The 25,852-nt window shown below is 59.9% G+C and carries 22 protein-coding genes and 1 pseudogene; 11 read left to right on the top strand and 12 right to left on the bottom strand.

The features are described from left to right. Positions 1–21 precede the first annotated feature (21 nt). The 3 genes from QP909_RS08280 to QP909_RS08270 are packed head-to-tail and all read left to right on the top strand — an operon-like array spanning position 22 to position 1,311. Complete coding sequence (locus QP909_RS08280; protein WP_284766881.1) at positions 22–363, top strand: hypothetical protein; 342 nt, start codon at positions 22–24, stop codon at positions 361–363. A gap of 11 nt (positions 364–374) precedes the next feature. Further along, complete coding sequence (locus QP909_RS08275; protein ID WP_284766880.1) at positions 375–752, top strand: hypothetical protein; 378 nt, start codon at positions 375–377, stop codon at positions 750–752. 19 nt (positions 753–771) lie between these two features. Then, positions 772–1,311 (top strand): gamma carbonic anhydrase family protein, encoded by a 540-nt coding sequence (locus QP909_RS08270; RefSeq protein WP_284766879.1) that lies wholly within the window; start codon positions 772–774, stop codon positions 1,309–1,311. On the opposite strand, the gene QP909_RS08265 is transcribed toward QP909_RS08270, so the two are convergent. Then, positions 1,308–1,961 carry a hypothetical protein gene (locus QP909_RS08265; RefSeq protein ID WP_284766878.1) on the bottom strand — a complete coding sequence of 218 codons (654 nt, stop codon included), beginning with the start codon at positions 1,959–1,961 and terminating at the stop codon, positions 1,308–1,310. The two genes, QP909_RS08270 and QP909_RS08265, sit on opposite strands and share 4 nt — an antisense overlap. Positions 1,962–2,141: 180 nt before the next feature. On the opposite strand from QP909_RS08265, the pseudogene QP909_RS08260 reads away from it, so the two are divergent. Both QP909_RS08260 and QP909_RS08255 read left to right on the top strand, forming a co-directional pair. Beyond that, positions 2,142–2,435, top strand: a pseudogene (locus QP909_RS08260) (NAD-dependent epimerase/dehydratase family protein); the annotation flags it as partial. Then, positions 2,432–3,610 carry a DUF6882 domain-containing protein gene (locus tag QP909_RS08255; RefSeq protein ID WP_284766877.1) on the top strand — a complete coding sequence of 393 codons (1,179 nt, stop codon included), beginning with the start codon at positions 2,432–2,434 and terminating at the stop codon, positions 3,608–3,610. The pseudogene QP909_RS08260 and the gene QP909_RS08255, both read left to right, overlap by 4 nt. Here QP909_RS08255 and QP909_RS08250 read toward each other — a convergent pair. Beyond that, positions 3,587–4,630 (bottom strand): 3-hydroxyisobutyryl-CoA hydrolase, encoded by a 1,044-nt coding sequence (locus QP909_RS08250; RefSeq protein WP_284766876.1) that lies wholly within the window; start codon positions 4,628–4,630, stop codon positions 3,587–3,589. The genes QP909_RS08255 and QP909_RS08250 overlap by 24 nt on opposite strands. A gap of 24 nt (positions 4,631–4,654) precedes the next feature. Here QP909_RS08250 and QP909_RS08245 point away from each other — a divergent pair, with 24 nt between their 5' ends. Continuing rightward, positions 4,655–5,497, top strand: a complete 843-nt coding sequence (locus tag QP909_RS08245) for an HAD family hydrolase (RefSeq protein ID WP_284766875.1) — start codon at positions 4,655–4,657, stop codon at positions 5,495–5,497. 120 nt (positions 5,498–5,617) lie between these two features. Then, positions 5,618–9,370 carry an acyltransferase family protein gene (locus QP909_RS08240; RefSeq protein ID WP_284766874.1) on the top strand — a complete coding sequence of 1,251 codons (3,753 nt, stop codon included), beginning with the start codon at positions 5,618–5,620 and terminating at the stop codon, positions 9,368–9,370. Between the two features lie 191 nt (positions 9,371–9,561). On the opposite strand, the gene QP909_RS08235 is transcribed toward QP909_RS08240, so the two are convergent. Next, positions 9,562–9,885 (bottom strand): putative quinol monooxygenase, encoded by a 324-nt coding sequence (locus tag QP909_RS08235; RefSeq protein ID WP_284766873.1) that lies wholly within the window; start codon positions 9,883–9,885, stop codon positions 9,562–9,564. A gap of 88 nt (positions 9,886–9,973) precedes the next feature. Next, positions 9,974–10,564 carry a hypothetical protein gene (locus QP909_RS08230; RefSeq protein WP_284766872.1) on the bottom strand — a complete coding sequence of 197 codons (591 nt, stop codon included), beginning with the start codon at positions 10,562–10,564 and terminating at the stop codon, positions 9,974–9,976. Between the two features lie 257 nt (positions 10,565–10,821). Between QP909_RS08230 and QP909_RS08225 the strand changes: the two genes are divergently transcribed. Then, positions 10,822–11,484, top strand: a complete 663-nt coding sequence (locus tag QP909_RS08225) for an AEC family transporter (protein ID WP_502868637.1) — start codon at positions 10,822–10,824, stop codon at positions 11,482–11,484. Here the strand turns inward: QP909_RS08225 and QP909_RS08220 are convergent. Together QP909_RS08220 and QP909_RS08215 are read right to left on the bottom strand one after the other, a co-directional pair. Next, positions 11,481–13,214 carry an alpha/beta-hydrolase family protein gene (locus QP909_RS08220; RefSeq protein WP_284766871.1) on the bottom strand — a complete coding sequence of 578 codons (1,734 nt, stop codon included), beginning with the start codon at positions 13,212–13,214 and terminating at the stop codon, positions 11,481–11,483. The two genes, QP909_RS08225 and QP909_RS08220, sit on opposite strands and share 4 nt — an antisense overlap. After that, positions 13,181–14,989 carry an ABC-F family ATP-binding cassette domain-containing protein gene (locus QP909_RS08215; RefSeq protein WP_284766870.1) on the bottom strand — a complete coding sequence of 603 codons (1,809 nt, stop codon included), beginning with the start codon at positions 14,987–14,989 and terminating at the stop codon, positions 13,181–13,183. The genes QP909_RS08220 and QP909_RS08215 overlap by 34 nt, the downstream gene beginning before the upstream one ends. 92 nt (positions 14,990–15,081) lie before the next feature. On the opposite strand from QP909_RS08215, the gene QP909_RS08210 reads away from it, so the two are divergent. Beyond that, positions 15,082–16,419 carry a hypothetical protein gene (locus tag QP909_RS08210; RefSeq protein WP_284766869.1) on the top strand — a complete coding sequence of 446 codons (1,338 nt, stop codon included), beginning with the start codon at positions 15,082–15,084 and terminating at the stop codon, positions 16,417–16,419. Here the strand turns inward: QP909_RS08210 and QP909_RS08205 are convergent, their stop codons facing one another. The 4 genes from QP909_RS08205 to QP909_RS08190 form a co-directional block, all read right to left on the bottom strand. Continuing rightward, positions 16,420–17,400, bottom strand: a complete 981-nt coding sequence (locus tag QP909_RS08205) for a 4-(cytidine 5'-diphospho)-2-C-methyl-D-erythritol kinase (protein WP_284766868.1) — start codon at positions 17,398–17,400, stop codon at positions 16,420–16,422. Next, the gene (gene rsmA / locus QP909_RS08200) at positions 17,401–18,261 is read right to left on the bottom strand and encodes a 16S rRNA (adenine(1518)-N(6)/adenine(1519)-N(6))-dimethyltransferase RsmA (RefSeq protein WP_284766867.1); all 861 of its coding nucleotides are present in this window, start codon (positions 18,259–18,261) and stop codon (positions 17,401–17,403) included. Positions 18,262–18,333: 72 nt separating this feature from the next. Next, complete coding sequence (locus QP909_RS08195; RefSeq protein ID WP_284766866.1) at positions 18,334–19,515, bottom strand: resuscitation-promoting factor; 1,182 nt, start codon at positions 19,513–19,515, stop codon at positions 18,334–18,336. A 285-nt stretch (positions 19,516–19,800) separates the two neighbouring features. After that, positions 19,801–20,655 (bottom strand): TatD family hydrolase, encoded by an 855-nt coding sequence (locus QP909_RS08190; RefSeq protein WP_284766865.1) that lies wholly within the window; start codon positions 20,653–20,655, stop codon positions 19,801–19,803. Here QP909_RS08190 and QP909_RS08185 point away from each other — a divergent pair. After that, entirely contained in the window at positions 20,654–21,148 is a 495-nt protein-coding gene (locus QP909_RS08185; protein ID WP_284766864.1) for a GNAT family N-acetyltransferase, read from the top strand. The genes QP909_RS08190 and QP909_RS08185 overlap by 2 nt on opposite strands. Before the next feature lie 10 nt (positions 21,149–21,158). Then, positions 21,159–21,659 carry a GNAT family N-acetyltransferase gene (locus QP909_RS08180; RefSeq protein WP_284766863.1) on the top strand — a complete coding sequence of 167 codons (501 nt, stop codon included), beginning with the start codon at positions 21,159–21,161 and terminating at the stop codon, positions 21,657–21,659. A gap of 124 nt (positions 21,660–21,783) precedes the next feature. Here the strand turns inward: QP909_RS08180 and metG are convergent, their stop codons facing one another. Both metG and QP909_RS08170 read right to left on the bottom strand, forming a co-directional pair. Continuing rightward, complete coding sequence (gene metG, locus QP909_RS08175) at positions 21,784–23,616, bottom strand: methionine--tRNA ligase (protein WP_284766862.1); 1,833 nt, start codon at positions 23,614–23,616, stop codon at positions 21,784–21,786. A gap of 152 nt (positions 23,617–23,768) precedes the next feature. Beyond that, entirely contained in the window at positions 23,769–25,625 is a 1,857-nt protein-coding gene (locus QP909_RS08170; RefSeq protein WP_284766861.1) for a BCCT family transporter, read from the bottom strand. Positions 25,626–25,852: the final 227 nt, after the last annotated feature.

Here is a 25,852-nt window from a genome sequence, read left to right as displayed (position 1 = left end):
CCCCATACTACGCTGGGCCCAATGAAGCGCATTTTCCGGCAATTGCTCGCGGACGAAGAAGGCACCTTCGATATCGAAACCGGCCAACAGCCCCGCACCGGGTTCGCCTATAACCCCACCGGGAAGGCGCTGCTGCGGGTGACGGAGCCTACCCCAGCCGCGGTGAGCAAGGCCTTGGCCTTAGCCAAGGAACACGGCGCGCGGTATCTCGGCACATGGCGCCAGCCGGATGGCCCGCTCGTCTTCCTCGCCACGGCCGTGACCCACAATGAGTCCGTGGCCCGCGAGCGCGTTGCCACTACCGGGCAGCGTGCGTACTTCGACTTGGAGCGCTGCCGCACCATCACCGTGAGCGCTCACTAGACTGGGCTCCCATGGGATTAAAAGATGCACTTGCCCGGCTGACGGGCGCGCAGTCCCCGCGCCTGGCCCGCCCAGATTCCGCGGCGCTCACTGCCCACATTGACCGGCTGGAAATCCACACCGCAGGGCCGCTTATCATCGTCGTTACTGACCAGCCCGGCGCCGAGGTACTGCTGGAGGTAGCCCGCGCCCGCGAGTCGGCTACGCTGGAATCCCCCACCACGACGGTGCACTTTCCCGCCGTGAAAAAGGAAGCCCTGCCCATCAAAGATCCCCGGCGCGGCTGGGTCATTCCGCTTACGCCCGCGCTTGCCGACGCCCTCGTAGACAACCTCCCCTACCCCGGCGACTATGAACTTTCCCCCGCCCTAGCCGTAGTGGTCGAATAGTTGCCTGGAAAGGACTAACATGCTGCTTTTGCCCTGTGCTGGAAAGAAGCCGCGCATCCATCGCAGTGCGTGGATTGCCCCTAATGCCACCATCATTGGCGATGTAGAAATCGGCCCGGACTCCTCCGTTTTTTATGGCAGTGTGCTGCGCGGCGACGTGGGCGCAATTCGCATTGGCGCTAGGTGCAATATCCAGGACAATTGCGTCTTCCACGTAGAAGAGGACACGCCGTGCGTACTAGAAGATGATGTAACGGTGGGACACATGGCGATGGTCCATGCCGCGCATGTGGAGGCCGGTTCCCTAGTGGGAATGTCGTCTTCGCTGCTCTCGCGCTGCGCTATTGGCACCGGCTCGCTCATCGCGGCAGGCGCCGTGGTGCTGGAAGGAACCACGATTCCACCGCGCAGCCTTGCCGCCGGCGTGCCAGCGAAGGTGCGCCGCGAGCTCAGCCCAGAAGAGTCACAGGCCTTCATTGCGCATGCTGCCCGCTACGTGGACTGCGCGCGCAGCCAATCCGATGTGGCTTTGAGTCTGGATGAGGTCACCTTTGATTAAAGGGAAAGCACGCCCATAAGGATGAGGAAGACCGCCACGAGGTAGCCGCCGAAGAGCGCCACCTGGGTGCTATTGGCGCGCGCCGCAGCAAAAAGACGGCCGGCGGCCGATTCCGGATGGGCGCGCACCACCGCAATAAAAAGACCACAGATAGTGGGCAGGGACAGAGCCAGGCTGGCGTACCACACCAAGCCGCCGTACTGAGCGGCCGGAGCGATGTCTTCGGTAGCCAGGTGCATGAGCCCGTAATAAAACGGCACCGAGGTCAACGATTGCACCACGCCCATAATGAAACCGATGATCGCGGTAAGCAGCGATGGGGTACGCAACGGCTCGAGCAGCCGATTTACTAAGGCATTGGGCTGGCCTTGAGAGCGCCACGAGCCGAACCCCACCGCGATACCGACTGCGACAAGTACCCAGCCGGCAACGGGCGAGCTCAAAATGGCCTCGATCTGGTCTTTTACCCCTAGCAAAACAAACATCACCACGGCCGCCGCGACGAGGACTCCCATCCAGTCTCCTATCACCACTAAAGAGGCAATGCGCCGGTACTTCCCGCGGGGCAAAATGATGCCAATGGCCACGAGGATTCCGATGAGTAAGGCATTGACGGAATCCAGGAGGGCAAAACTAACGGCGTGGAGCATGCCGGTCAGTCTACCGCCCCATGCCGCCATCGCCGATACACCCGAGGGCACCAGACCTGTATCTCACGAGCAGCTTCCTATGGTCCACTGCACAGGTTTTTGCGCACAATCCGTTACCCTTCCAATCCGGGCTCGATTTACCGCATGACGAAGGTCCTGGACCAGCATCTTCTCGCCTATGCGGAACTCATCGCTGACATCTCTGGCGCCGAAGTAGCCTATGTTCCTAAACCGCGCAAAGAGTCGACTGAGAACGAGTTGCACGTATCCAATGACACCTTTCTAGGTCTCGGCCTTAATCCCACCACGCTGTCTGAAGGCCTACTCCACGAGGTCGAAGAGGTGGCCAAGAAGTACTCGGACCGCGCCGCGCGCGAAGAAGCGGAGCGCTACTCTTGGCGGGAATCAACTAAGGCTTTGGTAGCCGCCTATGAATACGCCTGCCGGCACCCGTATCATCATGAACAACCATGAATGCTTACCACTCCATTGAACGCGCCGCGGCCGACGCCCGCTTTATCCGTGCCGGAATCAACGCTGCTTTTCGCGAACACATCGGGAAGGCGACCGACGTGGAATTCAATTTCCTCGGGCCCTCGGCTGGCGATAGCGAAGGAAGCTATGCCACCGACCAGCTCGTGGAGGTACGGGTAAGCTCCGCGCAACACGTGGCAGATTTTCGTGGCGTGCGCCTCGCCGTCATCGCCGCAGACACCTGGCACTGGACTACCGCTGCGACCGAGCACTTTGCTGACCTGCCACAGACAGGCTCGGCCACCGCAGACATTGACCGCATGGTTGCTTATGCCTCCCTCATCGTGGGAAATATGCCGGTGCTGCGCGCCCAGCAGGGCGAGCACGTGGCCATCGTTGCGGTAGATTTCCATCCCTACCTGGACTTTCGCCAGACCTTGCTGCGCGGTCTCCAACACAGCAACGCGGACATGGACGAGAAAGGGCCGGCCCTCGCACTCGCCCGCTACCTAGACATGGATTCCACCGCAGAAGAGCCTTACCTGCATTTTTCTGATGGCACCACGGTGCGTTTTGAACAGCCAAGCCCCGAGGTACACAAGACTTCCAGCATCACCCCGGGCTTGGCTGCCGCGCGCGTCTTGGAGGACGCCTTTTACTTAAGCACCGAAAACCAGATGTTTTTCCAGGGCAACTTCCCAGATGCCACGGTAGAACTCGATGTGGATAAGGCCACCGCCACGGTGTCTTATCGCGGCGGGCAGATTGCGGCCAATGCGGTGCTTATCGCGACCATTTCGGACGAGGAGTTCACGTGGGCCTGGGCGGATCCGGTGTTTAAAGACACCGCGGCGGCGCGGTTGGCAAGAAACCTAACGCGCTTTGGCATCGACGAGGCCGTGCCCGAACTGGTGCGCCCGCACCTTCCGCTTCAGCTGGCGCGCGAGCACCAGCTACCGCACCTAGCTTTGCCCATTTTGGGGATCTGGACGCTGGCGGGCACTACGCTTGCCGACGCCCGCGTGGGCCTCGTCCTGCTCGATGCTCCACAGCTGCACCTCCCGGAGCCGACCCCAGCCGCCACCGAAGCTACTTTGGCGGTGCCCCCTCCCTCATGGATCAACGCCGATCGCGCCCGCGCCGCCTATGGATCATTTCGCGGGGTGGAGGTGTAGGGCGCTGCGGAGGGCGTCCACGTCGACGTCGGCAAGCGCGGCAGGCTCAAATGCCGCATCGTTGGTTTTATCCACCAAGACCGCTCGCACGCCCTCGGCAAAGTCCCCACGCCGGTACATATAAGCGCCCAGGTTCGTCTCCATATCTAGCGCTTCGCGGATGCTGCTGCACTCCTGCTCGGCGTGGAATAGCTCCATGGCCGCCACGATGGAGGTCGGGCACGCCTGCGCGGTCAGCTTTTCTACCAGTTGCTTTAGTTCTGGGTACTTATCCAGGGCCGCAGAAATGTCTTGCCAGGTGTTGTGGGAAAAGGCGTCCTCGATGGCGTCGATAAGCTCGGCCAAGGGGGCCTCGCCGCTAGGTGCGGTGGCGTGCTGGGCTAGCGCCGTGGCTAGTCCATGCTCGATAACCGCACTAGCAAAGGCTTCGCCGTCCGCCACATAGTGGGTGGCCAGCCCGCTCCACACAAGGTCTGCGGCATACATGCGGTAGCCGGTAATCCCCCAGAACTTCGCCAACTCGGCCGAGGCCTTCCCGCGCGTTCCCACCGCACGCTGGGCGGCATAGGCCATGCCTACGTCCGTGACATAGCCAATATTCATCTCTGGCATGGAGGCAAAGGTTTTCTCCGTAACCACGCGGTGGGACCCATGGGCGGAAATGCCCAGACCTCCTCCCATAGCGATGCCATCGATGAGCGCCACGATGGGCTTGGGATACTCCGCGATATCACCGTTCAACGTGTATTCGGTGGCGAAGAAGGCATCCACCTCATCCACTTTGCCTTCCTTGACCGCATCGCGGGCATAGCGAACATCGCCGCCGGCGCAATATGCCTTGGGGCTAGTCGAGGTAAACAGCACCTGTTCCACCTCATCGTTGGCGCGCCACTGCGCCAGCGACTCCGCAATGAGGTGGATCATTTCCGGGGTGAGGGAATTGAGAGCCTTGGGGCGGTTGAGTTCAATGACTCCGGTATGGTTACGGATTGAGGAAACGATAGGTGCAGCAGTAGTCATAGCCCCTAGTGTGACACAGAACGCATGCACCTATCCACCATAAGCCAATTCACAGATAGGTTCGGAATTTTGCTCCCACAGCTCATCGCCCTGGATATGGACGGCACCCTACTGGACGACAACGGCCAGCTTCCACCAGATTTCGCCGCGATCAGCACCCGTGCCCACCAGCTCGGCGTCACCCTAGTACCCGCCTCGGGCCGTCAGCTCGCCACCCTGCAAGAGATGTTTCCGCACGAGGACACCTTCATCGCCGAAAACGGATCCGTGGTCGTCCACGATAATCGCGTCATTAGCGCCACTACCTTGCCCAGCGCAGCCGTGCGAGCCGCCATGGCCGCACTCCAGTCTGTCGAGACCCCGCATACCGTAGTGCTATGCACGCCAGATACCGCCTATGTACACAAAGGCGCCGATGAACAGGCCCGTGCTGAAATTGCCAAGTACTACAGGTCAGTGGAATGGGTAGATGACCTCGATGCACTACTGGATGCGGACATCATCAAAATCGCCGCTTACTGCGCCGACGGCAGCGAAAAGCACCTACACCAGCCCCTTCTTGCGGCCGTACCGGAACACAATATCGCCATCTCTGGCGCCGTATGGCTCGATGTCATGGCCACTGGCGTCAATAAGGGCGTAGCACTACAAACCATGGCCAAGCTCCTCTCGGTTCCCATGCCTCGTACCGCCGCTTTTGGCGATTTCCTCAATGACTACGAGCTCCTCCGCGAGGCAGGCACCGCCATCGCCATGGAAAATGCGCACCCAAAGTTGAAGGAAATCGCCGATCGCATTGCCCCACCCAATACCGAATATGGGGTCATGACAGTTCTGCGTCAGCTTTTTGACAGCGAAGAGTCTTAGACTCGAATTTTCGCCTCCGCCCCGCGCGCCGCACCGTTACTCCCCTGCATGGGGAGAAGTGCTGGTGCGCAGGCTAAAATAGTCCGTTTAGAAAATATACGTAGTGCTTTGGGAGTTTTTGTGAAGCAAATTTTGCGCTCACTGCTGGGGAAGAAGAAACCTGGGCGTTCGAACGAACCACGCACACCGGTCTATCAGCCAATACCGCCCAAAGCTGGCTCAACCAGTGCGCCCCAGACCCCTAAAAACAAGGATTCTGCGCCCCAGAAATCGGCCAACACCGAATCCACCACGGGTGCCCAATCCACCGAGCCGAAGGGCAAGCCCCAGGGCCGCACCGCTAAGGACGGCGAGTCCAAGAACCAAGCTAAACAGGCACCTGCGCGCAAGCCCACCCCGGCAAAAGCTGCACAGGCTTCCGAATCCAAGCCTGCTGCTGCGAAGCCGAAAGTCGCGAAGCCTGCCGCCAAGCCCGCGGCTAAGGACACTACACGGCCCAGCACTGAAAAATCCCAGGCAAGCAAGGCCACTTCCGCAAAACCGCAGCCGGCTAAGTCCGCCTCGCCATCGCCTGCAGCCAAGGCGCCAAAGACCAAGCCTGCAGCCCAAGGTTCTGCCGCCAAGCCATCCTCCACACAGCAAAACAAGGCAGAATCCTCCCCCAAAACAGCTGTTAAAAAGCAACAAGACTCGCCTGCTCAGGACAAGAAGCCACAGCGCAAAGCGCACGAACCGGTTCAGCGACCACGCCGCGGCGCAAGCTTTAGCACCACCCCGTCTAAGTCCTCCCCAAAGACTCCGTCTACCCGCAGTACTTCCCCGAAGCCGGCCGCGAAGCCTGACACCCAACCCTCTCAGAAAGGCGCGGTAAAGCCCGCACCTCAGACTCAACCCACTACCCAGAAGCCGAAGCAGACGCCCAAGCCGTCCTCTTCTTCCAGCGCGAAGAAGGCTTCCCCGCAACCGGCAAAGCCGCAGAAATCCCAGCCGGCTAAATCCAAGCCGGCCACCGGCCAGCAGCAAGCGCAGAACCCACGTTCCCCCAAGCGCGTGCCGGCAAACTCGGCAAAGCAGCAACCGCAGCCGCAACCTACGCCGAAGAAGAACGCGCAGCCGTCGAAGCCCTCGCAACCGTCCAAGGGCCAAGGATCAGCACGTACTCCCGGCTCTGCAAAGCAGAAGGCTGCCCCACAGGTCTCGACTCCTAGCGCTCCAGCGCCAAAGAAGGGCACCTCTGCCCCCAAGCCGAAGGTGGCTGCGCCAAAGACTGCATCTAAACCTTCCCAGGAGAAAGCTGGGGCGGCGCAAAACCAGACTGCTCACAATGGAAACAAGGTAGTCCAGCCGAAATCGCAGCAAGGCGCACCCGCTAAGGGCAAACTGCCCAAGCAACAGGCACAGAAACAACAGCCGCAGCCGAAGGCAAAGGAGGCGACGCCTCAAGACAATGCCAAGGAGGTAACCAAGCGCCGCCCGCAGGTTAAGCCCTCCGATATCAGTCGCGGATTGGCTCGTAAATCGCAGCAGGTGGGCACTCCAACCCCAGCTCAGCAAAAGCCGTCGCGAGCCGCCCAGAAGCCCAAGGCAAAGCAACAGCCTGGTTCACCCCAGCCGAAGAAGGCCGAGCCTCAAGCCGCTCCGAAGACGAAGCCTGCAAAGGCAGACAAGTCCGCTGCGACAGGCGCCGTAGCAGCTGGAGCGGGTACGGCCGCCGCCGCTGCCGCCGCTAAGAAAAAGCGGGAGAAGGCACAACCGTCGAAGAAGCAACATCCAGCCCTTGAAAAGCCACAGGCAAAGGCGGCACCGCGCCAGCCACAACAAGCTGCGCAAAAGCCAGCATCACAGAAAGCCTCGAGCACGCAGGTAGATACTAAGTCTAAGTATCCGCTACAAAAGCAGGCCAAGGATCCTGAAGCGCTGGCTACGCCGCCAGAGAGCAAGGTAGTTAAGAAGAAGCGCCACGCCCGTCTGCGCCAGGTCAAGGGGCTGGATGGACTGCGCGGCCTCGCAGTTATTGCCGTGGTGCTGTACCACTTCTTCCCTTCCCTACTTCCCGGTGGTTACTTGGGCGTTGACCTCTTCTTCGTCCTCTCCGGATTCCTCATCACCTCGTTGCTGGTGCGCGAATTCCGTACCTCCGGCACAATCAGCTTGAAGGACTTCTGGGTGCGTCGATTCCGGCGCATCCTCCCAGCCGCTGTATCCGTCCTGGTCATGTGTACCGCTTTGGTGGCATGGATAGGCGGGGACCTAGCGGTCGGCTTGCGCCAGCAGTTCTTGGGTACTCTATTCTTTGTCAATAACTGGACCCAGATCGCCACCTCCCAGTCCTACTTTGCGGACAATGAGATTCAGGTCTTTGCCCACTATTGGTCGTTGGCCGTGGAGGAGCAGTTCTATGTCATCTGGCCGCTTCTTATTACCGGCGTTTTCCTGATTTCTCGCCGCAAGCCGCGCCGGCTTCCTATCCTCGTAGCCGCAGTCTTAGCTATCGGTTCCGCCGTGGCCATGGCGCTCATCTACGTGCCGGGTGAAGACCCGACGCGCGTCTACTACGGCACTGATACCCATGCTTTTGGCCTGCTCACAGGCGCCGTGCTGTCTTTGCTGATGACCTCTACCAAGTCCGACCCGCAGGCGGATTCGTGGGCAGCGGCAGGCAAAGCCGAATCGCGCATCGCCGGAATTATCGGCACTGTGGCGCTCATCGGCTACGGTGCCCAGCTATTCCTCATGCCGGATGACGCGGAGATCACCTACCGGGGTGGGCTCTTCCTCACTAGCGTGCTTGGCGTCCTGATGGTGTGGGGCGTGGTTCGCGAATACGGCCCGATGACCCCGCTCTTTAGGACCAAGGTCATGCGCTGGTTTGGCCAGCGATCCTTCTCGCTGTATCTCTGGCACTGGCCGGTCATTATGATGCTCAAGGCGCTTTTCGAGGGCAACCAGAACTCCGATAAATCGTGGATCCTAGGCCTTGTAGCCGTGCCTATTTCGCTGCTCCTGTCCGAGATTTCCTATCAGTTCATTGAGAATCCGTTCCGCCGCGGCGGCTATAAGAAGACATGGAAGACCTACTGGTCCTCCCGCCCAGGATTTAGCGAATTGCGCGATGGCTTTGGCAAGACCATGTGGCCGGTAGTCCCATTCCTGGTCGTTGCCTCTGTAGCCGGCGTAGTCTACGGCGTTGTCAATTCCAGCGATAAGACCGAGTTGGAACAGCAGCTGGAGCAGCTCCAGCAGCAGAACCAGAGCAGCAACAATGCCTCGGCGCAGCCGAACAACACTGCCCCACAGCCGCCTGCTGAGGACAACGATGATAAGGCTGCCACGAAAGATAAGAAGACCCGCCCGATGCCGCAGGGCAAAGACATCACCGCTGTCGGCGACTCAGTGATGCTGGCTTCTAGTGGCGCCCTCAAGCAGCGCTTCCCGCAGATTTACGTCGATGCAGATGTATCCCGCCACTACACTGCGGGTATCCAGGTTCTGCAGCAGCTCAAGGATTCCGGCCAGCTGCGCGACACCGTCTTCCTCGGGTTTGGTACTAACGGCCCTGCCTTCCCGGACCAAATTAAGGAAGCGCTGGACATCATCGGCGAGGACCACACCGTTGTCATGGCTGTTCCCTATGGTGACCGCGAATGGATGGCCCAATCCCAACAGGATGTCCTCGACGCCGCCAAGGAATACGACAACGTATATATCGCTGACTGGTGCGGACATGCCCAGAGCAACCCGGAGATCCTCTACTCCGATGGCGTCCACCCGATGCCGGAAGGCACCGGCGAGTACTCGGACGCCTTCTACGATGCTCTAAAGCAGTACTCGAATGGCGACAAGACTGTGTCCTCTCAGTGCGTGCCGCAGTAAAAGCACAGGCCGGCGCGGGGCGGGGCGTCGGAAAGCGCCTAGCTCCCTCCCCTCCCGCCCTTCGCGCTCACCGGAAGGTGTGCTCCGCTAGCAGCAGCATCCGCTGTGAGCGCGAAGGGCGCTGGTGCGCCTAGGCATAGATAAAGCTCGCCCCCTACATCACGGTAGAGGGCGAGCTTTATTCGTTGGGATTAATCGACGGAGAATTCACCCATCTTGTCCCAACCGGTGCGGCCATCGATGTGAACGTTAATGATATCCGGGGTTTCCACGAGGTACTTCGGGAATTCCTCGCAGGAGCGCTGGAAGTGCTCGCTCTGGACGTGCTCTACGTCCTTGCCGTCTGCGTAAGACTCCAGCAGCAGGAAGCGCTGGCGGTCTTCTGGATCGCGGAACCACTTGAAGTCTATGCAGCCCGGCTCCGCATTGCAGGCCTCGGTGTACCAATTGATTTCTTCGAGGAAGGTTTCTGCGTATTCGGGCTTAACGTGGAACTGTACGTTGATCAAAATCATGCCCCGATCCTACCGGCACCGTGCAGCCTCGTCATCGCTGCAGATAGAGGCCACGAATGCGGTGAAATCGGGACTAGTGGAATGCAGTTTAGTTGAGGAAGAACTCCGCAACGTAAATGTAGGTTCCGTCATAAGCAGTTGCTACACCAAAGCCGTGTGGGGAACCAGCGTTGACTGGTACATCGCGGTTAAACCAGTTCAGACGGTCTTGTGCCTGCTGCTCGGTGAGACGGTGAACAGAACCCTGGCCTTCATCCTTGTGATTCAGGCCGTGGGCTACCCCGCCCTTGTAGTCGAGCTTGCCGGCGGCACCCTGGTTGGCCCATTCCTGGGCGATGGCGGTCGCGTGAGAGTCCTTGCGGTGCCCAGCCTTCTCGAGGTGGGCGGTGGTGGCGGCCCCCAACTCACCAGCGACCTTGGGTGTGTGGCCCGCTGGCTTGGCCAGGAATTCTGGCAGCGAGATATTGTACTTCTCGGCCAGCTCATAGGCCTGCGGTGGCAAGGTGAGGCGGAAATCCTGCACAGCGGCGAAAGGATCAGAAGAAAGCTGCTGAGCTTGCGAAGAAGCCTGCTGAATCTGCGGCGGCAAGGCCTGCTGAGCAGAGGCCACGGTGGATGTACCAGTAATGACAAAAGCGGTGGACAGGGCGGCTACGGTTGCACGGTGAGAAAGCTTCATGCCCTCCACCGTGCCATAGGTGGCCGGCGGTCTGGAAGGAGTTTCCGGGCTGCGCAGGTATTTCGATACAACTTTGTTATGCTCCCTGTGGTCTTGAGGGAATACGGATGGTGAGACTATATCCTCACCGCGCTTTTGAAGTACTGCGAAAGGTTATTGACTGCTGCTGGACGTATTGACCGGGTTCGCGCTTATTTTCATAGTCATCGGCGTCAGGTTTGTGCTGGCTCACAGGGGTGTTATCGGCAGGGCGAGGCGTGCTTGTAATTCAATCGCACGGCCTTCTGGGCGGCTACTCCGGACTCGTCTTTTCCAGCGTGGCTACATCCAATACCTCCGCGTTTGCATCCCCAGTGGTGGCCGTGATCGCTGCGGCGGCGAGCTCCTGCAGCTCGGTCAATATTGGCCTGCCCATTGCCACCTATGCCATTGGTGATGCCACCTACGTCATCCCAGCATTGGTTCTCCAGATGGCGGTGCTCTCCCCGTTTATCATCGCGGGCCTCAATGCGCAGGGCACGAGCCTGCGATCGATATGGAACTCCGTGCTCGCAGGGATTACCGCGCCTGTGGTGTTGGCTGCGGTGGCGGGATTTATTGTCTCCGCGGCGCAGTGGCAGGTACCGGATGTAGTGATGAAGCCGCTGGAGATATTAGGTGGCGCCTCTATTCCTATGATCCTGATGAGCTTTGGTGCCTCGTTAAAGGGCGACGGGCTGCTGGAGGAGGGCCGTCTGCCCACCCTTACCGCGACGGTATTGAAGTTGGTGGGCATGCCCGCTTTCACGCTGGCCGTGGGCGCAGCGCTGGGGCTAAACGGCGTGGAGTTATATGCGGCATTGATTCTGGCTGCCTTGCCTACGGCACAGAATGTGTATAACAATGCCGCCACCTATGAGGTTTGGCTAAAGCGCACTTAGTATATGCCGACGTCGAGCGCGGCAAATTGGCGTTGCAGCTCATCGGGGTCAATGGCTCCTGCCACGTCTGGACCAGCGATGGCGGCAAAGCCGTCGAGCACCGATGCCCCGTAGTTATGACCGTGCCCATCGGGTACGTCCTTTGCGCCGGGCAGATCGGCGGCAACTTGGAGGGAAGAGATGAGGGGCATCCACTGCATCACGCGCTTGGCAGAATAAGGTGTCCGCTCGCGCATCCAATCCGGCTCCTTAAAGGCCATCTGTGGTGACCACCAGGCCACCGGATCCGAGGGGTGTTGGATATAGAGCATGCGGGTGCGTCCCCACTCCTCTTCTGGCACCGTGCCCCATTGGCGCACCTGCGCGTCATCGTTGGCAAAGCGCACGACGAGGCCGCCGGCGTACTCGGGAGTTATCTCAGAAGAGCCAGGGTCGCGGCGCTCCACAAACTGGGTGCGCAAGCGATTAAAGTGCGGCGGCCCCGTCAATAGGATGCCGTCGACGGAATTGGCGATATCGCGCACCCCGGAAAAGGCCGCCTCAATGCCCGTGGTACCCAAGGATTCGCCGTAGAGGTAGAGCTTCGGGCGTTTATCCTCCGGCAGCCCGTTCCACCAGTCCACGATAGGGTTGATGAATTCCTCCCCGGCGCGCTCTACTTGGCCGCCGCCGGACAGGAAATGCAGGGCTGAGGGCATGGCAGAGTATTGGGCGGCCGCGATGGCGGTGTCCCCGCCGTAGAGCAGCTCGAAGGCTTGGGCGGAATAGGAAGACACCCACCCGGTTCCGGTAGTCATAATAAGCAGCAGCGCCTTGCGGTCTTGGGCGTGGGTGCGCTCGAGTTCGTCGATAAGCAGCTGCGCTCGCTCCTCATTGGAGGCGCGATTGCCCAGGCCGGCATAGGCGCGAATGGGTTCTTTAGCGGGCTTTCCGGTAACCTCTTCCAATTCCGCGCGGTGCGCACCGGAGGAGAGGAAACGCGAGCCCTGCAGCCCTACCCCATTCCAGTCCACGCGGGAGTCTGGGGATCCACTGCGCTCAGCAGACGTGGGACGCTGCGTTGCAGGATCGGGCTCGGCATTTTGGGCGGTAAAGATTCTTTCCCCCACACCCACAATGGCGCCGGGGATGAGGTTTTCCACGGTATACGTGCCCACCAGTGCCACGATGAGTACCGCACCCACAACGCGGTAGGCGGCGCGGAAGCGCTGGGGAAAGTGGCTGGAAAGCCAGCGCACGCAAAAGCGCAGCAGGCGCAGGAGGAAAAGAAAGGCGGTAAATACCGCCAGTGCCAGCGGAACCACCAGCACATAGCTGGCAATGGTGGGCGCCGGTGCGGACAGGGCGTCTGCGAGTTGGCGTTGCCACCGCACGGCAAAGACCGCAAAGCCTATCATCCAGACCACAAAAGCGGCGGTGGCGATGCGGGAGGCTAGGCGGTAGCGCCGAGCTGGCCACGTGGCGGCATCGAGCCAGGCATGCCGAGGCGCCACATAGCGCACCACCAGCCGGTACCACACGAGCTTGAGGGCGATGCCCAGCGTATAGCCGAGTCCTGCGGCGATGCCGGAGACGAGCCCTTGGTAGAGCCAATCGCGCGGCAGAATGGATGGGGTAAGCCCCAGGGTAAAAAGCGCTGCGGCGCCGATAATGCCCCACAGGTCGAGGTAGCTGACAATATCGGCGATGCGGGCTTCTACCCTTCGAGCTTCTCCCCCAACTCCAGCCATTCCATCTCCAGTTCCTCGTAGGCGCTGCGGTTTTCCTTTAAGTCTCCGTCCAATTCGGTCAAGGCCTGGGTATCAACCTTTTCCGCGGCGGTGGCCATCTTCTCATTAATCTGCGCGAACGCCTTTTCCAGCTTGTGCATCTTGCGCTCGAGGGCGTTCATCTTCTTGGTGATTTCGCGCTCTTGCTGGGACGAGAGCTTCTTTTCTGGTTTCGGTGCAGCGTTGTCTGCCTTCTTTTCTCCCAGGTTGAGCACACCGGAGCTCTGCTGCGCCTCAAGTGCGGCGCGCTTGCGCAGGTACTCGTCGATGCCGCCGGGAAGGTTGGTGAGCTTGCCATCGCCAAAGAGCGCGTAGGTGTTATCCGCGATGCGCTCAATGAGGTAGCGATCGTGCGAAATGACCACCATGGTGCCTGGCCAGGAGTCCAGGAGGGACTCCAGTTCCTGCAGGGTATCGATATCGAGATCATTGGTGGGCTCGTCCAGCAACAACACATTGGGCTCGGCCATCAGTACGCGGGTCAGCTGCAAGCGGCGGCGCTCGCCACCAGAAAGGTCACCTACCGGGGTGCGCTGACGCTTGGCGGAAAATCCCAGACGCTCGGCCAGCTGGGAGGCAGAAAGCTCCTTCTTGCCGAGCTGCACGTAGGTGGCGACGTCCTCGACGGCGTCGATAAGCCGGCGCTGCGGATCTAGGTCATCGAGCTCCTGGCGCAACCAACCGAGGCGCACGGTTTGGCCCTCGATGCGCTTGCCGGCCGCCAGCTCGTACTCGCCGGCCAAGGTGCGCAGCAAAGTGGTCTTGCCAGAGCCATTAACGCCCACCAAACCAATGCGTTCGCCGGGGGCTAGGCGCCAGGTGAGGTGATCTACCAAGGTGCGACCGTCCGGAGACTGCACGGTGGCATCCTCTAGCTCGATAACCACGCGGCCTTGGCGCTGCTTGGAAAAGGCCATGAGCTCGACCTTATTGCGTGGCTCCGGCACGTCGGCGATCAGCGCCTCAGCGGCCTCGATACGATAGCGCGGCTTGGAGGTACGCGCCGGTGCGCCGCGGCGCAGCCAGGCCAGCTCCTTGCGGGCGAGGTTCTTGCGGCGCTGCTCCATGGCATCGGCCTGGCGGGCACGCTCGGCGCGGGCAAAGGTCCAGTCGTTGTAGCCGCCCTCGTAAGTATCGACCACGCCATCGTGTACCTCCCAGGTCCACGTGGCCACGGTATCGAGGAACCAGCGATCGTGAGTAACCACGACCACGGCCAGGTTGCGCTTGAGCAGGTGGTCCGCGAGCCACTGGACGCCTTCCACGTCGAGGTGGTTGGTCGGCTCATCGAGCACCACGAGGTCCAAGTCCTGCACTAGCGCGGCGGCCAGGTTCACGCGGCGGCGCTCGCCACCGGAGAGCGAACCCACCGGAGTATCGAGCCCAAGATCTACAATGCCCAGCCCGCCTAAGACATCGCGCACCTTGGCATTGGAGGCCCACTCATAGGTCTCCAATTCCAGCGGCTCAATAATCACTTGCGCGATGGTCAGCTCATCGGGCAAGTCAAAGCGCTGGGTAACCACAGCCATGCGCAAATCAGAGGTATGGGATACGCGGCCAGCGTCGGGCGGCTCGATGCCGGTGAGCACCTCCAGCAGGGTGGTTTTGCCACCGCCATTAACGCCGACGATGCCGATGCGATCGCCGCTTTGCACACCTAGGGATACCCCGTCTAGGAGGGTTTTTAATCCATAAGTTTTGCTGACTTGCTCGAGGTTAATCAGGTTTGCCATAACGAGTGTCCATCTTAATACCTCCCTGCACATACCCCCGCATTTCTCCAACCTATTGCTATTGATTTTCACGTCCAATAGTGTGCCTATGTATGAAGCATTACACACTTTCCCTCTGCGCGGTGCTCTCTGCCGCGGCAGTAGCCATTACCTCCTGTTCCGCCCCCACCGAAGAGGAAAAGGACTCCCTGCACTCCCACGACCACGCGCACAGCGAGGCGGACCACGCTCACGAGCACGACCATGAGCATGAGCACGGCCATGACCACGCCGGGCACTCGCACGAAGGTTTCGAAGCCGAGGAGGGCGAGACCGAGGTAGCCCAGCTGCCCACCCGCATTGTCATTTCCCACGCGGAGGGTCTGCGAGCTTATGACGCCAAGACCGGCAAGGTAATCGGCGAGGACAAAATGAATGCCTTCCTGCGCCTGAGCGATGCCGGCGACGACCGCCACGTCATGGTCACCAAAGGCGATAGCTTCCTCACCTACGACACCGGGCGCATCACCAAGGGCCACGGCGATCACAACCACTACTACACCGCTGAGCCTTCGCTTGGCGACGCCACTATTAACGCACCCCATGCCGGCCACGTGGTCCACCACGACGGCTTTACCGCACTGTTTTCAGATGGCGATGGCGTAGCACGGATTTACAAGACCGAAGACATTGGCAATGACGATGCCCAGCCGGTCAATACCGTAGACACCGGCGCCGCACACCACGGCGTGGCTGTACCGCTGAAGGATGGCTCGGTAGTTATCACCAAGGGAACCGAGGACGAACGCCACACTATCCAGCATCTGGATAAGGAGGGCAAGGTCCTTACTGAAACCACCGAGTGCCCAGGCGTGCACGGCGAGGCCGCCGCTGGAAACGGCAATATCTTCTTCGGCTGCGAGGACGGCCCTGTAATCTTCGATGGCACAAAGTTCCACAAGGTGGACGCCTCCGCCTATGCCGGCGCAGGCGGCTACCAGCGCTCGGGCAATGCTGCCGGTTCGGAGGAATCCGATGTCATTCTGGCCGATAATAAGACCGACGAGGATGCAGAACTCGAGCGCCCCACCTCCGTGACCCTGGTGGATACTAAGGACTTTTCCGCGAAGAAGGTTGACCTCGATGCTTCCTATTGGTTCCGCTCCCTAGCCCGCGGCCCGCTGGGCGAGGCACTGGTGCTCACTACCGACGGCAAACTCAACATCATCGACCCAGATTCCGGCGAAATCACCTCGCAGATCGATGTCATCTCCAGGTGGAAGGAAAATAAGGAATGGCAGCAGCCGGGGCCCATCCTGCAGGCTGCCGATGGCTACGCCTTTATTACCGACGCCCAAAAGAAGCAGCTCGTGGTCATCGACCTTCTCCAAGAAAAGGAAGTCAACCGTTTCGACCTCGACATTGAGCCCACCGAGATGACGGTGCTCTAGCTACAGCACCACGGCGCCGCTGGCGGGTCCATGGGTAGCCACACCTTTGGTTCCGGGAATCTCTACCGTCACTTGGGAGACCACTTCCCTAGCCTCCTCTGCCCCAGCGCAGAGGAAGGCACAGGTCGGACCACTGCCGGAGACAATGCCCGCGAGGGCTCCGGCGGCCACACCCGCCTCCAGCGTCTTGCGCAGGTCCGGGCGCAGGGAAAGCGCCGCCGGCTGCAGGTCATTATGCAAGTGCTGTGCCACCCGGTGCGGGTCGCCCGAGATAAGCGCCTGCGATACTGCCGCGGTATCCATGTGTGGTTCGCCGCCGCGACCCTTTTCTCGCATCTCATCCAGCTTGTGAAAGACCTGCGGGGTAGATAGTCCGCGGTCCGAGGCGATGAGCGCCCAATGGTAGGTACCGCGCGCCATCATCGGGGTCAGCTGCTCGCCGCGCCCCGTACCGAGTGCGGTGCCACCCAGCAGGGTAAAGGGAACATCCGAGCCCAACGCCGCGCCTAGCGCATCCAAGATCGGCTCACCCACCGAGTCGATGTTGTAGTAGCCGCCATAGCAGCGCTCGGCTAAGCGCAGCGCGGCGGCCGCATCAGCAGAGCCGCCCGCCATGCCTCCGGCGGTAGGGATGGCTTTGTGGATTTCCAGCGCTACCTCCGGCAGCGCCTTCGGCCCATGGGTGGTGTATAGGTACTGCATGATGCGGTTAACCGCGGTCCACGCCAAGTTTGTATAGTCCTCTGGCACGCCCTGTGCATGAGGGCCCGTAACCTTTAAGCCTTGAATGCGCGGCTTATCCACCTCGGGATTACCCAAGTCCGTGAGCGTCACGGTGTCATGGAGCTCCAAAGACTGAAAGACACTGGCGAGCTCATGGAACCCATCCTCGCGCGGTTCCTCCACGCCGAGGTGGATATTGACCTTGGAGTGAGCGCGCGCAGTGTAGACGAATGGTTCGTTATCTAGCGGTGCACTCATTTAGATTCCTGCCAATCGTACAAAATCCTCCACGGCAAGCTTTTCACCGCGCTGCTTCGGATCGATGTCCGCCGCTCGCAGGGCTTCCTCGGCGGCGGCACCCGAACCAAAGTGGCCAGACAATGCCGCGCGGAGGGTCTTGCGGCGTTGGGCAAAGGCGGCGTCGATAACCGGCCAGACATTAGCCCGCGACTCATCGGTGATCGGCCAGGGAGCATTTTCAAAGACATCGATGCGCACTAGCCCGGATTCAATATTGGGCGCGGGCCAAAAGACGTTCTTGCCAATCGTGCCAGCCTTGGAGACCTTGCCATAAAAGCCCGCCTTGACCGAGGGCACGCCATAAACCTTGCTGCCCGGCTGGGCGGCGAGACGGTCCGCCACCTCCAGCTGGACCATCACCAGCACGCGGCGAATGGAGGGAAATGTCTCCAGCAAATGCAGTAGAACCGGTACGGCGACGTTATACGGCAGGTTGGCCACGAGGGCAGTCGGCTCCGTGACATCAGAATCCGTCACGCGCAGTGCGTCCTTTTCCACTACGCGCAGGCGCTGCGCATACCCAGGGGCGCGCTCTGCCACGGTATCGGGCAGCTGCACCGCCAGGCGGGAATCGATCTCTACCGCGGTCACGTCCCCCACGGCCTCAACCAAGCCAAGGGTCAGCGAACCCAATCCGGGGCCCACCTCGAGGACGCGGTCTGTGGGATCCAGCTCCGCCGCAGCGACGATGCGCCGGATGGTATTCGGGTCATGCAGAAAGTTCTGCCCCAGCTTCTTGGTGGGCACGATGTCGAGCTTCTCCGCGAGGGCGCGGATCTCTACGGGGCCCAAAAGCGCGGCGCCGGTGGAATTAGTCATGCCTTCTAACTTAGTAGAAGAGACAAAAAGGCCGCACACCACAGTGGGTGTGCGGCCAAGAAGCGCTGCGGTTTAACGCAGGCCTAGCTTGGAAGTACATGCCGGCCATGCGCCCCAGCCCTGCGCTGCCTGCACCTTTTCTGCCACGGCAATCTGCTGCTCGCGGGAAGCCTGCCATGCCTCCGGTGCGTACTCAGTACCGCCGAATGCTGCCCAGGTGGATGGGGTGAACTGCAGGCCACCGGAGAAGCCGTTGCCGGTATTAATAGCCCAGTTACCGGTGGCCTCACACTGTGCAATGGAATCCCATACGGAGCCATCGGCCACCGCCGGAGCAGCAGCACCGGAGTTGCCGCCCTCCTCCGGCTTTTCCTCCTCGGCCTTCTTGGTGCCACGGGCGATGGTGGCAGCCTTAGGCTCGACGGTCACCTTTTCCTTGATGACGTCATTGGATTCCTTAGCGCCGTCCTTCATTACCAGTTTGTGGGTAATAACGCGCTTGCCCTTAACACCTTCCTCGCGGACCTCTTCGGTGCCCTCTTCCAGCTCCGGGTCATCGACAAAGTTGGGCTCGGCGTCAAACTCTTCTTCCGAGTCATAAACGGTGGTAGAAACCTGGTCCACCTTGATGGACATGCCCTCGGTAACCTTGGTCTCCTTGGACGGGAAGACGCGGTCATCGTCATCAACGTCGATATTGCGGGCCTTGAGGACGTCCTCAACGGTCTTAGCGGCAATCTTGGTGTAGGTTACCTTGCCGCCATCATTAATCTTGACGATCTTCGGGGACACAACCTCAAGGTCCATGCCCTCTTCCAGCTGGGCGTCCTCGTCCACGTCGGCATCGCCAGACTTCACAGAAGCACCCTTGACCACGCCGTTGAGGTTACCCAGCAGGTCAGAAACGGTGAGGTCGGTGGTGGACAGCTGCTGCTGCACACCGTCGATGGTCACGGCCACCGGCTTGGCGGTGCGCACGGAAATCTCATCGCCATCACCCACGGATTCGGACGGAGCTGGGGAGACGATGTCTTCCTCGCTCACCTGCACGCCGGCTGCCTCCAGCGCGCCGTCGACGTCCTTGGCAAAGGTAGCCAACTCCACCTTGTCACCGTTGATGTCCACAGTGACGTCCTTTTGTGCCGCAACGGCTACCACGCCGCCGACGGCCAGGGTGCCCAATACGCCACCCGTTGCCAGACGCAGTGGCAGCGAGCGGGAGTTATTGAGGCGCTTGATCTGATGAGGTGACATGCTGAATAAATCTCCGGTAGTGCAGGTTTCAACAATTACAAGAGTTTAGGTCAGCAAAGAAGTCCACGCAGGCAATTCCCTTGCTCAGATCCGCTGCTGCCGCACCGAGGGTGGCGCTGCACGACCTTAGAACCTAAACGAACGATTAATAACGATACGATAACAGCAAGATAAAGTCGAGGACTAATCCACCACACGCCTCACTGGGCACACAACCGCCACACCAAGCACCCCCGCCACCGTTGACCTGCGGGTTTTATTTTTGTGAAAACCGTCACCTAGGCGTTAGCGCAGGCCGTAAACGCGATCAAAAGTATCGTTTACCTCCGCCGCTAGCGCCTGCACCGTCTGGTGGCGAACGCGAGCGATGCATTCATATGTGTGCCCGATAAGAGCCGGTTCATTGCGCTGGCCCCGGTAGGGCTCTGGCGTCATATATGGCGCATCGGTTTCCACCAGAAGCTGGCCGGCCGGCGCCTTCGCCGCCGCCTGCCGCAGCTCGGCGTTGCGCTTGAAGGTGACGTTACCGGCAAAGGACAGTACGTAGCCGCGCTCCAGGGCTTCCTCTGCCACTTTCAGCGGCGAGGAAAAGCAGTGCAGCATGACGGTGTCGGGTGAGGGGGCGTTGGCAAGAATGCGCATTAAGTCCGCATCCGCCTCCCGGTTGTGAATCATCAGCGTCTTGCCATGGCGCACCGCAAGGTCAATATGCCAGCGCAGGGATTCCTCCTGCTGGGCCATGGTCGCGGTGGTCTCCGGCTCGTGCTGCACCCAGTAGGCATCAAGGCCGGTCTCTCCCACCGCTACGCAGCGCGGATCCGCCACCATTTCCTCCAATGCCACCTTGGTGGGTGCATCCAACTCGTTGGCGCGCACTGGGTGGATGGCACAGGCGGCATAAACATCCGGAAAGGAATGTGCAGTAGCCAGCGCCGCTGCCGATTCACGGCGGTCATCGCCCACCGTCACCATGCGGCTAATACCGGCGGTACGCGCGCGATTGACCAGCACCTCATCGGTGTCCTTGTGAGAAAACAGATGCGTATGCGCATCGATGAGGCCGCTTAGGCCCGGTGCTGGAACGGGAGTGGGACGTCGCTTCTTTTTAGCCATGTAGGCAATTGTAATATTGGCTGCCATGTTGATCAGACCCGCTGGCCTTGCGGATGTGCCCGCTATGACCGAGACCCTCAACTGGGCCATCGAACACACCGACGTCATTTTCCGCGCGAGCCCCGCCAGCATTGCAGAGCGCGAGGCTTACCTGCGCCACATCTGGGAAGAGGGCTGCCCGTGTCTCATCGCGGAGTCCGATTCCGGCGCCTACCTGGGGTGGGCTCTCTACCATCCTTACCGCGATCCGCAGGTGTGGACGGGCTGTTATGAGACGACCATCTATCTCTCCCCCGCCGCTCAGGGCCAGGGAGTGGGCACTGCGTTGCTTGGCGCCTTGGTAAATACGGCCCGCGCCGATGATAAGGTCCATTCCTTGCTCGCCCTCATCGTTTCCACCAATGCGGCATCACTAAAGTTGCATGAAAAGTTCGGATTTGAAAACGTGGGTACTCTTAAAGAGGTTTGCTACAAGTTCGATCACTGGTTGAGCCTCACCCACCTACAACTTCTGGTGTAAAGGAATTTCTATGCATATCCGTCCTGCTGAGCTTGCCGACGCCCCCGCACTCACCGCTATCTACAACGCCGGCTCCGCAGCGAAACCCGCCGCTAACCTGGTCACGTGGCAAGAAGATGTCTCTGACCGCGAAGAGTGGCTCAAGGAGATGTTTCAGGCCGGCTCGCCGGTCTTTGTAGCCGTGCACGATGATGAGGTCATTGGCTGGGCGGCCTACTTCCAGTTCGTGACCCCCGCCATCTATTACGGCACCGTGGAAGATTCCGTCTACATTGCCCCCTCCGCTCAGGGCAAGGGCGTGGGCTCCGAGCTTCTCGACGCCCTCATGGACTTTGCCGCCGACGATGCCTACGTGCAGACGATGATCACCTATATCGTCGATACCAACGAGGGTTCTATTGCCCTGCACAAGAAGTTCGGCTTTACCGAGACCGGCCGCATGCCGAATATCCATACCAAGGATGGCGTCCGCCTCGGCTTGGTGCACCTCCAGCGCGATTTCGAGCGCTAAACCACCCTTCCCGGCAAGGATTCGGGTATTTCGTGCTCCTTTTCTTGACCGGAATGCAGAAATGGCCGCGTTATGCCCTTTTCTTTGTTGAAAAGAGACAATAACGCGGCCGTTTTAGGTGCTGTTACTTAGTAACAGGCGCCCACTCTGGGCCTGTCTCGCCCAACTCTGGGTCGAGCTTAGAGATGAGCGGCTTCGGCTTGGCCAAGGCAGTGCCCGGCTCTACCTGGATGCGCTCCCACTTTGCCTGCTGCTGGGTGTAGTCACCCATGATGACCGGATACTCATGGCCCTCTGGCGGCAAGCCAGCACCAACGAGCTCTACCGGGATATCGTCCTTGACATCATGGACCTCCGGCTGGGCTGCCCACACACCGCTGCGGCCCAAGGTTTCATGGACCTTTTGCGCGGTAAACGGCAGGTACGGCGTGAGCATGACATTGCAGTCAGAAACCACCTGGAGAGCAGTCCACAGCACGGTAGCTAGGCGCTCGCGCTGGGTCTCATCCTTAGCCAACTTCCATGGCTCTTGGTCTGCAATATAAGCGTTGGCTTCGCCGACGACGTGCATGATAGCGGTAATCGCCTGCTTGAACTTGGACTGTTCCAGCAAAGAACCGGCGGTCTCGAAAGTCTCTTCCGCCAGCTGCAGGATTTTCTTATCCTTTTCTTCCAGCGCTGCTGGTGCTGGAACCTCACCGAAGTTCTTAAACGCCATAGAAACGGTGCGGTTGACCAGATTGCCCCAGCCATTGGCCAGCTCATTATTGATACGGCGAACGAATTCATCCCAGGTAAAGTCCGTGTCGTTGTTTTCCGGACCGGCCACGGCGATGAAGTAACGCAGGGCATCTGGGCCAAATTCCGCCAAGAAATCCTTGACATAGATGACAACGCCCTTGGACGAGGAGAACTTGGAACCAGACATGGTCAAGTACTCAGAGGAGACAATTTCCGTTGGCAAATTCAGCTCGCCGTACTGGTGAAGCTCACCGCCCTTGTTGCCCTTGCCTGCATAGCCCAAAAGCTCAGCCGGCCAGATCTGAGAGTGGAAGGTGATGTTGTCCTTGCCCTGGAAGTAATAGTGGCGGGCCTCCGGGTTCTGCCAGAAGTCCTTCCAGGCTTCAGTCTGACCAGTGCGGTATGCCCACTCGATAGAGGAAGACAGGTAACCGATGACCGCATCGAACCACACGTAGAGCTTCTTGGCGTTATTGTCCTGCCAGCCCTCAACGGGGATCGGAATGCCCCAGTCAATATCGCGCGTCATGGTGCGCGGGCGCATATCCTCCAACAGGTTTAGGGAGAACTTCAGGACGTTCGGGCGCCAGTCCTCACGGGTGGACAGCCACTTTTGCAGCTCATCCTTGATGGAGGGCAGATCCAGTAGGAAGTGCTCGGTTTCAATGAACTTTGGGGTCTCGCCGTTGATCTTGGATACGGGGTTGATCAGGTCCACCGGGTCGAGCTGGTTTCCACACTCATCGCACTGGTCACCGCGGGCGCCATCCGCGCCGCAGATGGGGCAGGTGCCCTCAATATAGCGGTCCGGCAGGGTGCGCCCGGTAGACGGCGAAATAGCACCCTGGGTGGTCTCTTTGAGCATGTAGCCATTGGCATACAGGCCTTTGAAGAGTTCCTGTACCACGGAGTAGTGGTTACGGGTGGTGGTCCGAGTAAAGAGATCGTAGGACAGGCCGAGGTTGGCTAGGTCAGTGACGATCTGGCGGTTGTAGCGGTCTGCGAGCTCGCGAACGGACACGCCTTCTTTGTCCGCTTGAACCAATAGCGGAGTGCCGTGCTCGTCCGTACCGGAGACCATGAGTACGTTGCGGCCACGCATTCGCTGGAAACGTGCGAAGACGTCAGAAGGAACACCAAAGCCGGCCACATGGCCGATGTGGCGCGGGCCGTTGGCATAGGGCCAGGCAACATTTACTACTACAGACTCAGTCATGGGTTCTACTGTATCGAAGCCAGCTCGTGCCCACACGATTAGGGCAGACAATTACCCCGCAGGTGAACCGCATTTTCAGAACAAAGCGCCCACCGCTTCCCCACTGCTGAGGAAACGATGGGCGCTATGAAAGCAACCGCAAAGGACGCGAATTACTTGCGCTTCATCGGGTGCTTGAGACGCTCGTTGCGGCGCTTCTTAAGTACCTGCGTGCGCTGGTATTCGCGGTGCAGGCGGCGCTCGCGGGCCATCTTGCGCTGGAACTGCTGTGCCTCGCGGTACTCGAGGTAAATGACATCCTCGCTCAGAGCCTTGTAGATGGCGAACATCAGGCCAACGACAATGAACAGGAACGGCAGTGCAGCGACGATGGTGACGTTTTGCAGGTTAGACAGCGCGTCTTCATTAGCCAAGAGCAGGGTCAGGCCTACCAAGGCAGTCAGTGCGCCCCATGCCGCGGAGAGCCACGGCTTAGCGGTAGAAGCACCATTTTGGGACATGGAGCCCATCACCGTGGACGCGGAGTCTGCAGAGGTGACGAAGAAGGTAGCCAGAAGGACCGCTGCAACAATACCGGCAACGAAGCCGCCGGGCATGGACTGCAGGAGATTAAACAGCTCTTCCTCAGCCGACTCGCCGGTAATGGATTCGCCGTTTTGCTCCATGTGGATAGCGGTGCCGCCGAAGATAGCGAACCACAGGGTGGATACGCCGGCTGGGATGAGCAGGACGCCCAGGCAGAACTCGCGGACGGAACGGCCACGGGAGATGCGCGCCAGGAACATACCCACGAATGGGGACCAGGAAACCCACCATGCCCAGTAGAAGATGGTGTAGCCGGACAGCCACTCACCGGCGGTGCCGTTTTCGGACTCGGCGGTGCGGCCGATCATCTCGGTGAAGTAGTTGAGGTAATTACCAATGGAGCCAGGAATCTGATTCAGGATGGTAACGGTCGGGCCCAAAATGAACACGAAGATCGCCAACACTGCGGCGAGGACCATATTCGCATTGGAAATGTACTGAATGCCCTTGCCCACACCGGACATCGCGGACAGGAGGAATGCGAGGGTAAGGACCAGCACGATGCCGATAACCACGGAATTGGTGGGGTTATCGATGATTCCGGATGCCTTCAGGCCGGCCTGAATCTGCAGGGCACCCAGGCCCAGGGAGCAGGCGGTACCGAAGACGGTGGCGAAGATGGACAGGACATCGATGAACTTGCCCACCGCACCGTTGGCGTTACGCTCGCCGATAAGCGGCACGAAGGCCTGGCTTAATAGCTGCTTGCGGCCAATGCGGAAGGTGGAGTACGCGATGGCCAAGCCAACGATGGCGTAGACCGCCCAGGGATGCAGCGTCCAGTGGAACATGGCATAGGCCATGGACGAACCCACGTTGCCAGTGCCCTCGCCCGGGGTGCCGTCACGGTAGTTGGCCAACGGCTCGGAAGCGCCGTAGAACATCAGGCCAATGCCCATGCCGGCGGCGAACATCATGGCAATCCACGATGGGGTGGAAAATTCTGGCTCCTCATTAATGTGGCCCAACTTGATGGAGCCGAACTTGGAGGCGGCAATAAAGACAACGAACACCACGAAGACGGTGCCGAAGAGGATATAGGCCCAACCGAAGTTATCCACGACCCAGGTCAGGGCCGAAGAGGAGAAGTTGGCAAAGTTATCCGGGGCGGCCAGGCCCCACACGACGATCGCGGCAATCAGTACGCCGGCAATGCCGACGATGGACCAATCGATTGGCATATTGTCACGATCGGCCGCGATTTCCACTTCAGGATCGTCATAGCGCTCCGGGTGGAAACCATCGGAGTGAATCATATCCTGAAGCTGGCCGGTGGCAGATTGTGCGTCCAGCTGTTCGTCTACAGTCTGATAATTCTCAATAGGCTGCCCGCTCGAAGAAGCAGAGGCCGGCTGCGCCTGGGCGCCGACCGGTTCCTTTCCTTCTTCTGGCACGCCTGTGCCCATGTTTTCCGAGTTTGTCATGAGCTATACAGTGGTGCGGAACTACTCAATTATCAAACGAAGCACGTAGAAACTTCGCTGCTCAACACCGTTTCCCAGGGATTTTCCACGATAATTTGAAAGGATTTTACGCTTCGTTTCCCCATGTAAATACCGCTTTAAGTCGCCCACACGCCCGAGTACTATAACAATTCAATTACAAAGCCCCCGTTAGTGAAGCCTTCTACGAGTGCTACTGGGTGTGACGT

Source organism: Corynebacterium sp. MSK195, assembly GCF_030228885.1.
In the GTDB taxonomy this organism is placed as follows: domain Bacteria; phylum Actinomycetota; class Actinomycetes; order Mycobacteriales; family Mycobacteriaceae; genus Corynebacterium.
Note: the sequence above shows the minus strand (reverse complement) of the source record. Positions and strands in the feature narration are given on the sequence as shown.